We start from the raw sequence: 13760 nt of genomic DNA, 5'->3' as shown, positions 1-13760 counted from the left end.
GCGGACAATGGGCAATCCTGATCTGATTTTTGCCGTCGCGGGCGTCGCCGCTTTACTCGCGGCCACACTGCCCAGGCTCCTCAACCGGCGTCCCTTCTCCCTTCCCCTTGCCTGCCTGCTGGGCGGTCTCCTGCTGTACGCCCTGCCCCTGGACCTGCCGGACCCCGATCCGGTGGCCCACCGGGCACTGGTCGAGCACGCCACCGAGATCTGCGTGCTGATCTCGCTGATGGGCGCCGGGCTGGCCATCAACCGGCCCTTCGGGCGGCGCGAGTGGTCCTCCACCTGGCGCCTGCTGGGATGGACGCTCCCGCTGACTGTTTTTGCTGTGGCCGCCGCCGCGTACGGCCTGCTCGGCTGGCCCCTGGCGGCGGCGCTGCTGCTGGGCGCGGTGCTCGCGCCGACCGATCCGGTGCTCGCCTCCGACGTGCAGGTCGGCGAGCCCGTCGACTCGGAGGAAGCCGACGACGAGGTCCGCTTCACCCTCACCTCCGAGGCGGGCCTCAACGACGGCCTCGCCTTCCCGCTGGTGTACGCCGCGATCGCGCTGGCCGTCAGCGGGGGCGCCGGCTGGATCGGCGAGTGGACGCTGGTGGACCTGCTCTACCGGTGCGCCGCGGGCGTGGTGTGCGGCCTGCTGATCGGCAGGGGACTGGGGCGGCTGTTCTTCCGCGCGCAGAAGTCCGACCTGCGGCTGGCCGAGCACCGCGACGGCTTCGTCGCGCTGGCCGCGACGTTCCTGGCCTACGGCCTCACCGAGCTGGTGCACGGGTACGGCTTCATCGCGGTGTTCGTGGCCGCCTGCACCATCAGGGCGGCCGAGCGCAGTCACGGCTACAACGGGGTGCTGCACGGCTTCATCGAGCAGATCGAGCGGCTGTTCACCGCCTGGCTGATCCTGCTGCTCGGCGGCTTCGTCGCGGTGGGCGGCCTGGCCGCGCTCACCTGGCGGGGCGCCGCGGTCGGCCTCCTGCTGCTCCTGGTCATCCGGCCGCTGACCGGGTGGCTCGCCGAGCTGGGCGGCAGGGCGGGGCCGCGCGAGCGCGTGGCGACGGCGTTCTTCGGCATCCGCGGCATCGGCTCGCTGTTCTACCTCGCCTACGCCCTCGGCCAGGCCGACTTCGGCGTGCCCGCCGAGGAGCTCTGGGCCGTGGTCGCCTTCACCGTGCTGGCCTCCCTGGTGATCCACGGGATCTCGGCCTCGCCGGTGATGAATCGCCTGGACCGGCTCCGCGACAGGGTGGGAGAGGCCCGGGACGCCGACCCCGCCGCCCAGCACCTGTGAGGCCGGTTCCGCCCCCGGCTCCTCCGACAGGGCCGGGGGAGAGCCGTGCGCGGGGTGCTCTCACGCGGTAGAGTCTGCCACCGAACAGGTGTTCGGCGAGCGGAGGCGTGTCGGTGCGATTGCCCGAGCTGCGGGTGATGGGGGTCGATCCGGGGCTGACCCGATGCGGGCTCGGTGCCGTCAAGGGACGGCCCGGCGCACCGCTGAGCCTGGTCAAGGTCGGGGTCGTCCGCACCCCGGCCGACGACGAGATCGGTGCCCGGCTGGTGGCGATCGAGGCGGGCATCGAGCGGTGGCTCGACGAGATCCGGCCCGACGCGGTGGCCGTGGAGCGGGTCTTCGCCCAGCACAACCTCAGGACCGTGATGGGCACCGCCCAGGCCTCCGCCGTGGCGATCCTGTGCGCGTCCCGCAGGGGCCTGCCGGTCGCGCTGCACACGCCGTCCGAGGTCAAGGCCGCCATCACCGGCAGCGGCACGGCCGACAAGCAGCAGGTCGGCACGATGGTGACCCGCCTGCTGCGGCTGGACGCGATGCCCAAGCCCGCCGACGCGGCCGACGCGCTCGCCCTCGCGATCTGCCACGTGTGGCGGGGCGGGGCCCAGAGCAGGCTGGCCGAGGCCGCCGCGAAGGCCGCGAGCGCCACCACGACCCCCGCCGCCTACTTCCGAGGCCGTGGCAGGGCCGGATACCCGAGAGGAACAGCGAAGTGATCGCCTCGGTGCGAGGACAGGTGACCGCGATCGCGCCCGACGGGGCGGTCGTCGAGGTCGGCGGGGTGGGCGTCCTCGTGCACTGCACGCCGGGCACGCTGGCGACGCTCAGGACGGGGGAGGAGGCCAGGCTGGCCACCTCGCTGGTGGTCCGCGAGGAGTCGCTGACCCTGTTCGGCTTCGCCACCGACGACGAGCGCGGCACCTTCGAGATGCTGCAGACGGCCAGCGGGGTCGGCCCCAAGGTCGCCCTCGCGATGCTGGCCGTGCACACCCCCAACGCGCTCAGGGTGGCCGTGGCCTCCGCCGACGTCAAGGCGCTGACCAGGGTCCCCGGGGTGGGCCCGAAGGGCGCCCAGCGGATCATCGTCGACCTCAAGAACAGGCTCGGCACGCCGGAGGAGGCCGTCAACGCCGCGCTCGACGGCCGCGCCGCCGCGCCCGCCTGGCGCGCCCAGGTCCACTCCGGGCTGGTCGGCCTGGGCTACTCGGCGCGAGACGCCGACGAGGCGGTCGCCGCCGTCGAGCCCCAGGCCGACACCGAGCTGGCCGAGGGCCGGACCCCCCAGGTCGCGGCCCTGCTCAAGGCCGCGCTCCGCGCGCTGAGCGTGCGATGAGGGGCCCGGCGGCCGAGCTCGCCCGGGTCGCCCGGACTGCCCGGGAGGATGGCGGGGATCGGGGGCGCGGCCGTACGAGCCGTACGAAAGGGGTGCCCGGAGACGGTGAGCGGGGCCGCGCGGCGGGCGAGGGAGGGGCGGCGTGAGTTCCGACCGCGACCTGGTGTCGCCGGACGCCGAGGGCGACGAGAGAAACATCGAGGCGGCGCTGCGGCCCAGGCGCCTGGCGGAGTTCATCGGCCAGGAGCGGGTGCGCGAGCAGCTGTCACTGGTGCTGCAGAGCGCGCTGCGGCGCAACCGGCCGCCGGACCACGTGCTGATGAGCGGCGGTCCCGGACTGGGCAAGACGACCCTCTCCATGATCATCGCGACCGAGCTCTCGGTGCCCCTCCGGATCACCTCGGGGCCCGCGCTGGAGCGGGCCGGCGACCTCGCGGCGATCCTGTCGACCCTCTCGGAGGGCGAGGTCCTGTTCATCGACGAGATCCACCGGATGGCCAGGCCCGCCGAGGAGATGCTCTACCTCGCGATGGAGGACTTCCGCGTCGACATCGTGGTGGGCAAGGGGCCGGGGGCGACCGCGATCCCGCTGGAGATCGCCCCGTTCACCCTGGTCGGGGCCACCACCCGGGCCGGCATGCTCCCCGCGCCGCTGCGCGACCGCTTCGGTTTCGTCGCGCACATGGACTTCTACGGGGTCGCCGAGCTGGAGGAGGTGCTGCACCGCTCCTCGCGCCTGCTGGGCGTCGAGCTCCCCGGCGACGCCGCCCGTGAGATCGCCGGCCGCTCCCGGGGCACCCCCCGCATCGCCAACCGGCTGCTGCGCCGGGTCCGCGACTTCGCCGAGGTGCGCGCCGAGGGCGTCGTCACCCGGGATGTCGCCTCCGCCGCGCTCAACCTCTACGAGGTCGACGCCGAGGGGCTCGACCGGCTCGACCGGGCGGTGCTCGGAGCGCTGCTGCGCAAGTTCGGCGGCGGGCCGGTGGGGCTGTCGACGCTGGCGGTCGCGGTGGGGGAGGAGCCGGAGACGGTCGAGGTGGTCGCCGAGCCGTTCCTGGTGCGGCAGGGACTCCTGGCCCGCACCCCCCGGGGCCGGGTCGCGACCGCCGCGGCCTGGACCCATCTGGGCCTGGTGCCCCCGCCGGACGCCTTCGGCGCCTCTTTCCTCATCGATCTTGAGGATGATCCCGGGCAAATCTAACGTTGGGAGTCGGTAGGGGAGTCGTACAGGGTTGATCACAGATCGATGACAACTGTATCGAAATGGGAACTTCCTTGCGTGCCGAATCGTGACTTCGTTGCCGCGCTCTTAACAGCTCGCCTAAACTCCGAGCCTTGGCTGGCTGTGTAGGCTGACGTGCTGAGCGGCGTGGCCGTATATGGCGTCCGGCTTTCGCCGGTCATTCTCAAGAGAGGGAGCGGCCCTGTGGGCGGCAACTATTCGAGCCTGATCATGATCGCTCTCATGGTCGTGGTGTTCTACTTCCTGCTCATCCGGCCGCAGCGCAAGCGGCAGCAGGAGCAGGTCAAGATGCAGAACAGTCTCACACCGGGCACCGGGGTGATGACCACGACGGGTCTTTTCGCGACCGTGGTGGCCATCGACGCCGACGACGTGATCCTGGAGATCGCCCCCGGTGTGGAGACGCGCTGGGTCAAGGCGGCGATCGGCCGCGTCCTGGTTCCGGTTGACGACGCGGAGGAGGAGAATGTCAAGGCTGTCGACCACGGTGTCGTGGAGACGGCCGAACAGCAGGGTGCAGACCACGACACGACGACCAAGAAGCCGTGAGTAGCCTCACCTCCAACCCCCTATAGCCGAAAGAACTGACGACCAGTGGCCCGACCGACCAGCGGCCAGAGCAGACCGGGGCGCATGCTCCTGGTGCTTCTGGCGATCATTCTCGCCATGGGCGGGGCGATGCTCCTCAACAAGGCGTACACCCCGGAGTATGGCCTCGACCTCGCCGGCGGCACGACAGTGACGCTGCAGCCCGTCACGCCGAACGGGGGCGCTCCCTCGCAGGAGAGCCTCGACCTCGCCGTGAACATCATCCGTGAGCGGGTGAACGGCAGCGGCATCTCCGACGCCGAGGTCGCCAAATCCGGCGACAACATCGTCATCTCCGTTCCCGGAGCCGGCCAGGAGGAAGTCGTCAAGCTGGTCGGCACCACCGCGGAGCTGAGGTTCCGCCAAGTGCTGGCGATCGGGGCCGGGTCGCCGCCGCCCCCGGGGCAGCTCCCCACCCAGGCGCCGACGCCGACGCCCGCTCCCTCGCCCACCGAATCCGGGCGCAAGGGCGGCAAGGATCCCAAGCCCGCCGAGTCGGCGACGCCGAAGCCCAGCGCGACCGCCGCGCCCGACACGGGAGCCTCCCCGGCCGGCCGCGCCCTGTCGTCGGCGCTCGTCAACCCGAGCCCCGGTGCCAGCGCCGCACCCTCCGCCGAGCCGAGCGGCGGCCAGTCCGCCGCCCCGGGCAAGAGCGCCGCCCCGGACGCCAGCGCCGCGCCCTCCGCGGTGCCGACGGCCCCGCCGGGGACGCCCGAGGACCCCATGGCCGGCGTCGACACCAGCGGGATCGACCCGGCGGCGCTCAAGCAGTTCGAGACGCTCGACTGCGCCAAGAACGCCGGGGTGGGCGCCCAGGACGCGCCGGACAAGCAGTACGTCGGCTGCAGCCAGGACGGCAGCACCAAGTTCGTGCTCGACAAGGCGGCCGTGACCGGCACCTCGATCGACAGCGCGTCCTCCGGCGTCGACCAGACCACCGGTGAGTGGCTCGTCCAGCTCGCCTTCAAGGGCCAGGGCCCCGACCAGTGGTCCAAGGTCACCACCACCGCCTTCAACTCGCAGGCTCCCCGCAACCAGGTCGCCATGGTCCTCGACGGCGTGGTCATCTCCGCGCCCGTCATCCAGGAGCCCATCACCGGCGGCCGGGCGCAGATCTCCGGCAGCTTCACCCAGGTGACGGCCGACGAGCTGGCCAACCAGCTCAAGTACGGCGCGCTGCCGCTGAAGTTCGAGAAGAGCTCCATCGAGGAGGTCTCCTCCACGCTGGGCGCCGACCAGCTGCGCGGCGGCCTCATCGCGGGCGCGATCGGCCTGCTGCTGGTCGTCGTCTACTCGATGCTCTACTACCGGGGTCTGGGCATCGTGTCGGTGCTGAGCCTCGTGGTGGCCACGATCGTGACCTACCAGTCCGTCGTGCTGCTCGGCGCGTTCGCGGGCTTCCGCCTCTCGCTGCCGCACATCATCGGACTGATCGTCTCGATCGGTATCACCGCGGACTCGTTCATCGTCTACTTCGAACGCATCCGCGACGAGATGAAGGAGGGCCGGCGCTCGCTGCGCACGGCCATCGAGGTCGCCTGGGTTCGCGCCCGGCGGACGATCCTCATCGCCGACGCCGTCATGTTCATCGCCGCCGTGGTGCTCTACTTCCTGGCCGTCGGCGGCGTGGCCGGATTCGCGTTCGCCATGGGCCTGACCACGCTCATCGACATCGCGGTGGTGTTCATGTTCACCAAGCCGTTCGTCGCGATGCTGGCCAGGTTGAAGTTCTTCGCCAAGGGGCACAAGCTCTCCGGGCTCGACGCCGAGCGCATGAGCGAGGCCCACGTCGCGCCCAAGACCGTTCCGCAGGAGGCCTGATGTCCGGCATCGCGCGCCGGCTGTACCGGGGCGAGGTCGACGTCGACTTCGTCGGCCGCAAGAAGCTCTGGTACACCCTTTCCGCAATCCTGCTGGTGATCTCCATCGCCGGTCTCGTCTTCAACGGGCTCAACCTGGGCGTGGAGTTCAAGGGCGGTTCCGTCTTCTCCTTCAAGGCCCCGGCCGCCAACATCGAGCAGGTACGCGCCACGTTCACCGACGCCGGCGCGCACCAGGTCATCGCGCAGACGACCCAGAACGGCTGGCGGGTCACCACGGAGAGCCTCCCGGCCGACCAGGTCACCGCGGTCCAGAAGGCGGTGGCCACCGAGTTCAAGCTGCCGGCCGACCAGGTCAACCTGCAGGTCATCGGCGCCTCGTGGGGCGGCCAGGTGGCCAACAAGGCCGTCATCGGACTGATCGTCTTCATGCTGGCGATCATCCTGTACCTGACGATGGCCTTCGAGTGGAAGATGGCGCTCGCCGCCGTCGTGGCGCTGCTGCACGACCTGGTGATCACCGCCGGCGTCTACGCCTGGTCCGGCTTCGAGGTCACCCCGGCGACCCTGCTGGGCTTCCTGACGATCCTCGGATACTCGCTGTACGACGCCGTCGTCGTCTTCGACATGATCAAGGAGGTCACCGCCAAGCTCGGCACGACCTCCAAGCTCACCTACACCGAGGCCGCCAACAACGCGCTGAACCACACGCTGATCCGGTCGCTGAACACCACCCTGGTGGCGATCCTGCCGGTCGCGGCGATCCTCTTCATCGGCACCACGCTGTTCGGCGCGGGAACGCTGAAGGACCTGTCGCTGTCCCTGTTCGTCGGCATGATCGTCGGCACCTACTCCTCGCTGTGCGTCGCGACGCCGCTGCTGGTCACGCTCAAGGAGCGCGAGCCGCGCTACCAGGCGCTCGCCCGCAGGATCGCCTCTCACGGGGGAAGCTCCGGGATCAAGACGGTGCGTCAGCCGGTCCCCGCCGGAGCCTCCAACGGCGCCTCCAACGGCGCCGCCACGGCCACGGGCCGAGCCGCCACCGCCGGTGACAAACGGAAGAAGAAGTAAGTACGGGCATGTCCGCGCCTCCGCTCCCCGCGCAGGGAGCGGAGGCGTTTTCCTTCCCCTCCAGGCTTTTACCCCGTCCTCCAGAGACCCTCAGAGACCCTTCGACACCCTCCGGCACCGGCCGCGGTACCCCCGGTGTCCCCCCGCCCGAGACCTCCACAGGAGCGCCGATCATGACCGAGCTGAGCAGCCTGATCCTCGACCGCATCCGCGACGTGCCCGACTACCCGCAGCCCGGGGTGCTGTTCAAGGACATCACCCCCCTGCTGGCCGACCCGGTGGCGTTCACCGCGGTGACCGAGAAGCTGGCCGGGCTGTATCAGGTGGACAAGATCGTCGGGATCGAGGCGCGGGGGTTCATCCTGGCCGCCCCGGTCGCCATCCGGGCGGGCGCGGGCTTCGTCCCGGTGCGGAAGAAAGGCAAACTGCCCTCTGAGACGCTTGAGGCGTCCTACGATCTGGAGTACGGCTCCGCCACCATCGAGCTTCACCGGGACGCCCTCGCCCCCGGAGAGCGCGTTCTCATCGTCGACGACGTGCTCGCCACGGGAGGTACGGCGCGCGCGGCGGTGGAGCTGGTCCGCAGGGCGGGCGCCGACGTCGTCGCCATCGCCGTGCTCATGGAGCTGGCCTTCCTCAAGGGCCGGGAGCGTCTGGCCGACGTGGAGCTGCACTCCCTCGTCGTCGTCTGACGACCCCGCGGACGAAAGCACACAACCCGGTCTGGATACACTGAGGGATCTGGACTCGAACGTAGGGAGTCTGAGTGCCCCGTGATGTGGTCGTCCCCGACGCGACCGCCGACGGTGGCGGTCCCGAGACGGCCGTCCCAGCAGGCGATGCCGGTTCCGCCATGTCCGGAACCGCGGAGGAGAAGCCTGCGGTAAGGCGAAGGCTCGCACGTTTTGGGGGGACATGGGGTGGCGGGATGAATCCGGTTCTGGAGCCGCTGTTCCGGACGGTCCGCGCGACCCATCCGAAGGCGGACCTTCGGCTCATCGAGCGCTCCTACGACGTGGCGGCCTACCACCACCGCGACCAGAAGCGTAAGAGCGGCGACCCCTACATCACCCACCCGCTGGCGGTGGCCACGATCCTGGCCGAGCTCGGCACCGACGACGAGACGCTGTGCGCGGCGCTGTTGCACGACACCGTCGAGGACACCGCCTACGGGCTGGACGAGCTGCGCTCGGACTTCGGCGACAACATCGCGCTGCTGGTCGACGGCGTCACCAAGCTCGACAAGGTCAAGTTCGGCGCCGCGGCCGAGGCCGAGACCGTGCGCAAGATGGTCGTGGCGATGTCCCGCGACATCCGGGTGCTGGTGATCAAGCTCGCCGACCGGCTGCACAACATGCGCACCATGCGTTACCTGCCCGAGCACAAGCGGCACCAGAAGTCGCGGGAGACGCTGGAGATCTTCGCGCCGCTCGCCCACCGGCTGGGCATGAACACCATCAAGTGGGAGCTGGAGGATCTCGCGTTCGCCATGCTCTACCCCAAGCGGTACGACGAGATCGCCCGGATGGTGTCGGAGCGCGCCCCGCGCAGGGACCTGTTCCTGCAGGAGGTCATCGAGAAGGTCTCCGGCGACCTGCGCGACGCCAAGATCCGCGCGGCCGTCAAGGGACGTCCCAAGCACTACTACTCCGTCTACCAGAAGATGATCGCCAGGGACGTCGCCTTCGACGACATCTACGACCTGGTGGGCATCCGGGTGCTGGTCGACTCGGTCCGCGACTGCTACGCGGCGCTCGGCACGATCCACGCGCGATGGAACCCGGTTCCCGGCCGGTTCAAGGACTACATCGCGATGCCCAAGTTCAACATGTACCAGTCGCTGCACACCACGGTCATCGGCCCCGAGGGCAAGCCGGTGGAGCTGCAGATCCGCACGCACGGCATGCACCACAGGGCCGAGTACGGCGTGGCGGCGCACTGGAAGTACAAGGAGGACATGACCACCTCGGGTCCTCCGGGGGCGAAGCTGAAGCCCGCCAGCGACATGGCGTGGCTGCGCCAGCTCCTCGACTGGCAGAAGGAGACCGCCGACCCCGGCGAGTTCCTGGAGTCGCTCAGGTTCGACCTGTCGGTCTCCGAGGTCTACGTCTTCACCCCCAGGGGCCAGGTCATCGCCCTGCCGGAGAACGCGACGCCCGTCGACTTCGCCTACGCCGTGCACACGGAGGTCGGCCACCGCTGCATCGGGGCGAGGGTCAACGGTCGCCTGGTGCCCCTGGAGTCACGCCTGGGCAACGGCGACACCGTGGAGATCTTCACCTCCAAGTCGCCCGACGCGGGCCCCTCCCGCGACTGGCTGAAGTTCGTCAAGTCCGGCCGGGCCCGCAACAAGATCCGGCAGTGGTTCTCCAAGGAGCGCCGCGAGACCGCGATCGAGGCGGGCAAGGAGGCGATCGGCCGTGCCATGCGCAAGCAGGGCCTGCCGCTGCAGCGCCTGATGTCCGGAGAGTCCCTCCTGGCCCTCGCCAGGGACCTGCGCTACCCGGACGTCTCCGCGCTCTACGCGGCCGTCGGTGAGGGCCACGTGGCCGCGCAGACGGTCGTGCAGAAGCTCGTGACGTCCATCGGGGGCGTGGAGGGCGCCGAGGAGGACATCGCCGAGACCTCCGTGCCGACCAAGCTTCGCGGGCGCCCCCGCGGCAGCGGCGGCGCGGGAGTGGTCGTCGCGGGCGACTCCGACGTGTGGGTACGCCTCTCGCGATGTTGCACGCCCGTACCGGGCGACGAGATCGTCGGGTTCGTCACCCGGGGGCACGGCGTGTCGGTGCACCGCACCAACTGTCCCAACATGGACCAGCTCCAGTCCGAGCCCGACCGCCTGGTCGAGGTCGCCTGGTCCGCCGCCGACGACTCGGTGTTCCTGGTCGCGCTGCAGGTCGAGGCGCTCGACCGGCCCCGCCTGCTCTCCGACGTGACCCGCACCCTCTCCGACCAGCACGTCAACATCCTGTCGGCGTCGGTGACGACGTCCAGGGACAGGGTGGCGATCAGCAAGTTCACCTTCGAGATGGGCGACCCCAAGCACCTGGGCCACGTCCTGAAGGCCGTCCGCAACATCCAGGGCGTCTACGACGTCTACCGGGTCAGCGGCGCCGGTTCCTAGAAGGCGCGCCCCTCTCCGTCCCGCGTCCTCCCGGGCCGGGCGGCGCCGGTCCCCGACGTTCCCGCCCTCTCCGTCCCGCGCCGGGCGGGGTGGTCCGTCCCGCGTCTTCTCGGGTCAGCGGCACTGCTCCCCGAGGTTCCCGCCCTCTTCGTCCCGCGCCTCCGCCCGCCCCGCCACAAAGCGTCAGGGCCGCGGGACCGTCCCGTGGTGGGGCGGTCCCGCGGCCCTGAGGGGCGCGTCAGCCGGTGACGGCGCCGGGGGTCAGGAGAACTCGGCGAGCGTGCGCTCCGCCTCCTCCAGCCAGGAACGGCGGGCGGTCAGGGCCTCCTCGGCGTCCTTGACGTCCTTGTCCCTGCCCGCGTCCCTGGCCTTGGCCAGGCGGCCCTCCAGCTGCGCGATCGACTTGCGCAGCTGGTCGACCGTGTTCTGGGCGCGGGCCCTGGCCTCGGGGTTGGAGCGCTTCCACTCCGTCTCCTCGGCCTTGCGGACCGCCTCGTCGATCTTGCGCAGGCCACCCTCCAGGCGGTCACGCTGCTCGCGCGGAACCGGGCCCGCGGCCTCCCAGCGCTCCAGGAGGTTGCGCAGGGCGCTCCGGGCGGCGCGGGCGTCGGTGACCGGAAGGATCTTCTCCGCCTCGACCAGGAGTTGCTCCTTGATCTCGGCGTTGGCCGCCAGCGAGGCGTCGCGCTCGGCGAAGACGGCCGAACGCGCCTGGAAGAACTGGTCCTGGGCGCCCTTGAAACGGGCCCAGAGCTCGTCCTCGACCTCGCGGGAGGCCCTGCCGGCCGTCTTCCACTCCTGCATCAGCTCGCGGTAGGCCGACGCGGTGGCGCCCCAGTCGGTGGACGAGGCCAGCGTCTCGGCCTCGGCCACGATGCGCTCCTTGGCGGAACGCACGCCCTCGCGCTGCTCGTCCAGCCCCGCGAAGTAGGCCTTGCGCCGCTTGGCGAAGGCCGTACGGGCCGCCGAGAGGCGCTTCCACAGCGCCGCCTCGGTCACCCGGTCGATGCGCTCGGCGGCCTTCCACTCCTCGATCAGCTGGCGCAGCCGTTCGCCACCGGTCTTCCAGTGGGTCGTGTCGTCGGCGATGCGCTCGGCCTCGGCGACGATCCGCTCCTTGACGCCCTTGGCCTCGGCCCTGGCCACGTCGCGCGCGGCCTTGACCTCCTCCCGGCGCTGGGCGACCAGCTCCGTGAGGGCGTTGAGGCGGCCCAGCAGCGCGTCGAGATCGCCGACCGCGTGCGCGTCGGTGATCGCCTCACGGAGCTTGACGATCGTCGCCTCGGCCTGGGCGGGTGGCAGGTCGGTGCCGCGAACCCGCTGTTCCAGCAGGGCGACCTGCCCGGCCAGCTCGTCGAACTTGCGATGGAAGTAGGCGAGTGCCTCTTCCGGTTCGCCGGCCTTCCAGGACCCGACGGCCCGCTCTCCCTCAGCCGTACGTACGTAGACGGTGCCGTCGTCGTCTACCCGGCCCCACGGGTCGGTGCTCACCGTGTCCTCCCGCACTTTCATCAGCCTTTCGGGACTTACCGCCCCTTGTATGTATTACGTCAGCTCTAGCTGGACATTGTCACGTCTTTGATTTCGACGGTTTCCTTCGGTGCCCCGGTACCGCCGTCCCCCGGGGGGATGAAGCCGGCCTTGTTCACCTTGTCGAGGATCTCCAGACCCTTGGTGACCGTACCGAACGGCGTGTAGTCCGCCGGCAGCTGGGTGTCGCCGTACACCAGGAAGAACTGGCTGCCGTTGGTGTCGGGGCCGCTGTTGGCCATGGCCACGACGCCGCGGGTGTACTTGGCGCCCTCCAGGTTCTCGTTCACGAAACGGTAACCGGGACCGCCCTGGCCGTCGGTGGGGTTCTTGCCGTCGGCCTTGGCCAGCGGGTCGCCACACTGCAGCATCGGGAACTGGTCGGAACCCAGCCGGTGACACTTGGAACCGTTGAAGTACTTCTTCTTCGCCAGGAAGGCGAAGGAGTTGACCGTGCACGGTGTCTTGTCGGCCGACACCTCGATGACGATGTCGCCCTGGTTGGTCTTCAGGGTCATCGTCTTGGGCGTCAGGTCGACCTTCTCCGGGGGTAGGCCCACGTTCTTGGCCGGGCCGCCACCGGCCTCCGCGGCGTAGCCGCAGGTGCCGCTGGCCGGGTCGAAGGCCTTCGGCTGCGCTCCCTCGGCCGCCGACGCGGCCGGTGAGGCGTTGTCGGACGGGGCCGGTTCGGTGGTCGCGGTCGCCGTCGTGTCGGAGCCGCCGAACAGCGTCGTCGCGGCGATCACACCCGCCACGACGACCACACCGGCCACGGTGCTGCCGATGATCGCGTTGCGCTTGGCCCTGGCCTCACGTTCGACGCGTCGCTGCGTCTGCCGCTCGTAGTGCTCGCGCGCCAACTGCTTCTGACGCTCCTTGCCGCTCACCGCTTCGCCCTCCCGAGTGCCGAGTAGTACTTAATGAGGTGGGCGAATCGTATCGGCCAATGGGTAATGGTTCGCAGCCCGCCGACCCGCACCGGTACCCTTCGGTTACATTCCCATCCGCATTCTTGACGAGATCAGCTGAGGCAGATGCTCATCGCCGGCTTTCCCGCAGGGTCCTTCCAGACCAACTGCTACGTCGTCGCCCCCGCCGCGGGCGAGGAGTGCGTGGTCGTCGATCCCGGTCAGAACGCCGTCGGCGACCTCGACGACCTGCTGCGCGAGCACCGGCTCAAGCCGGTCGCGGTGCTGGTCACCCACGGGCACGCCGATCACATGTGGTCGGTCGCCCCGGTCTGCGGCGCGCGCGACGTCCCCGCGTGGATCCACCCGGAGGACCGCGACCTGCTGTCCGATCCGGGCAAGGGGCTGCCGCTGTCGGCGAGGCAGCAGCTGTTCGGGGGGCTCACCTTCACCGAGCCCGACGACGTGCGCGAGCTCGCCGACGGCGAGGTGCTGCGGCTGGCCGGCCTGGAGCTCACCGTCGACCACACCCCCGGTCATACCAGGGGGTCGGTGACGTTCAGGCTGCCCGCCTCCGAGGAGATCCCGGACGTGCTGTTCTCGGGCGACCTGCTGTTCGCCGGCTCCATCGGCCGCACAGACCTTCCGGGCGGCGACTACCCGACCATCCTGCGCAGCCTGGCGGCCAAGTGCCTGCCGCTGCCGGAGGACACGGTGGTCCTGCCCGGCCACGGATCACAGACCACGATCGGCCACGAGCGTGCCACCAACCCGTATCTCGCGAAGGCGGCCGCGGGCGCGGATCCCGCGGCCCCCTCGGGTGCCGGGCACGACCGTGGTCCCGGCAGGGGACTTTAGACA

The 13760-nt window shown here is 70.5% G+C and carries 12 protein-coding genes; 10 read left to right on the top strand and 2 right to left on the bottom strand.

Annotation, left to right across the window (positions count from 1 at the left end; genetic code table 11):
• The first annotated feature begins 7 nt into the window (after positions 1-7).
• The 9 genes from ABD817_RS05620 (at position 8) to ABD817_RS05580 (ending at position 10461) form a co-directional block, all read left to right on the top strand.
• Positions 8-1285, top strand: coding sequence for a cation:proton antiporter (locus ABD817_RS05620; RefSeq protein WP_344915696.1), 1278 nt, complete (start codon positions 8-10; stop codon positions 1283-1285).
• Positions 1286-1413: 128 nt separating this feature from the next.
• Positions 1414-1998, top strand: a complete 585-nt coding sequence (gene ruvC / locus ABD817_RS05615; RefSeq protein ID WP_344917190.1) for a crossover junction endodeoxyribonuclease RuvC — start codon at positions 1414-1416, stop codon at positions 1996-1998.
• Positions 1995-2615 (top strand): Holliday junction branch migration protein RuvA, encoded by a 621-nt coding sequence (ruvA, locus tag ABD817_RS05610; RefSeq protein ID WP_344915694.1) that lies wholly within the window; start codon positions 1995-1997, stop codon positions 2613-2615. Before ruvC ends, ruvA begins: the two co-directional genes overlap by 4 nt.
• Before the next feature lie 142 nt (positions 2616-2757).
• Positions 2758-3816: a Holliday junction branch migration DNA helicase RuvB gene (gene ruvB, locus ABD817_RS05605; protein ID WP_344915692.1), complete on the top strand. Its 1059-nt coding sequence runs from the start codon at positions 2758-2760 to the stop codon at positions 3814-3816.
• 225 nt (positions 3817-4041) lie between these two features.
• On the top strand, positions 4042-4407 hold the full coding sequence (yajC, locus tag ABD817_RS05600) for a preprotein translocase subunit YajC (protein WP_344915690.1): 366 nt from the start codon (positions 4042-4044) through the stop codon (positions 4405-4407).
• An 84-nt stretch (positions 4408-4491) separates the two neighbouring features.
• Positions 4492-6267, top strand: a complete 1776-nt coding sequence (gene secD, locus ABD817_RS05595) for a protein translocase subunit SecD (RefSeq protein ID WP_344915688.1) — start codon at positions 4492-4494, stop codon at positions 6265-6267.
• Entirely contained in the window at positions 6267-7337 is a 1071-nt protein-coding gene (gene secF / locus ABD817_RS05590; RefSeq protein ID WP_344915686.1) for a protein translocase subunit SecF, read from the top strand. The genes secD and secF overlap by 1 nt, the downstream gene beginning before the upstream one ends.
• Positions 7338-7507: 170 nt before the next feature.
• The gene (locus tag ABD817_RS05585) at positions 7508-8029 is read left to right on the top strand and encodes an adenine phosphoribosyltransferase (protein ID WP_344917188.1); all 522 of its coding nucleotides are present in this window, start codon (positions 7508-7510) and stop codon (positions 8027-8029) included.
• A 236-nt stretch (positions 8030-8265) separates the two neighbouring features.
• Positions 8266-10461, top strand: coding sequence for a RelA/SpoT family protein (locus ABD817_RS05580; protein WP_344915683.1), 2196 nt, complete (start codon positions 8266-8268; stop codon positions 10459-10461).
• Between the two features lie 261 nt (positions 10462-10722).
• Here the strand turns inward: ABD817_RS05580 and ABD817_RS05575 are convergent, their stop codons facing one another.
• Positions 10723-11952 carry a DUF349 domain-containing protein gene (locus tag ABD817_RS05575; RefSeq protein ID WP_344915682.1) on the bottom strand — a complete coding sequence of 410 codons (1230 nt, stop codon included), beginning with the start codon at positions 11950-11952 and terminating at the stop codon, positions 10723-10725.
• Between the two features lie 65 nt (positions 11953-12017).
• A complete protein-coding gene (locus ABD817_RS05570; protein WP_344915681.1) occupies positions 12018-12878 on the bottom strand; it encodes a peptidylprolyl isomerase in 861 nt (286 codons plus the stop codon).
• 147 nt (positions 12879-13025) lie between these two features.
• Here ABD817_RS05570 and ABD817_RS05565 point away from each other — a divergent pair, with 147 nt between their 5' ends.
• On the top strand, positions 13026-13757 hold the full coding sequence (locus ABD817_RS05565) for an MBL fold metallo-hydrolase (protein WP_344915679.1): 732 nt from the start codon (positions 13026-13028) through the stop codon (positions 13755-13757).
• Positions 13758-13760 lie beyond the last annotated feature (3 nt).

The sequence above is a fragment of the Streptosporangium oxazolinicum genome, from assembly GCF_039537505.1.
Taxonomy (GTDB): domain Bacteria; phylum Actinomycetota; class Actinomycetes; order Streptosporangiales; family Streptosporangiaceae; genus Streptosporangium; species Streptosporangium oxazolinicum.
Note: the sequence above shows the minus strand (reverse complement) of the source record. Positions and strands in the feature narration are given on the sequence as shown.

Bases quoted from the DNA above. Each gene is read 5' to 3' on its own strand.
- ABD817_RS05620 (WP_344915696.1), top strand. From the start codon at position 8: ATGGGCAATCCTGATCTGATTTTTGCCGTCGCGGGCGTCGCCGCTTTA.
- secD (WP_344915688.1), top strand. From the start codon at position 4,492: ATGCTCCTGGTGCTTCTGGCGATCATTCTCGCCATGGGCGGGGCGATG.
- secF (WP_344915686.1), top strand. From the start codon at position 6,267: ATGTCCGGCATCGCGCGCCGGCTGTACCGGGGCGAGGTCGACGTCGAC.
- ABD817_RS05580 (WP_344915683.1), top strand. From the start codon at position 8,266: ATGAATCCGGTTCTGGAGCCGCTGTTCCGGACGGTCCGCGCGACCCAT.
- ABD817_RS05565 (WP_344915679.1), top strand. From the start codon at position 13,026: ATGCTCATCGCCGGCTTTCCCGCAGGGTCCTTCCAGACCAACTGCTAC.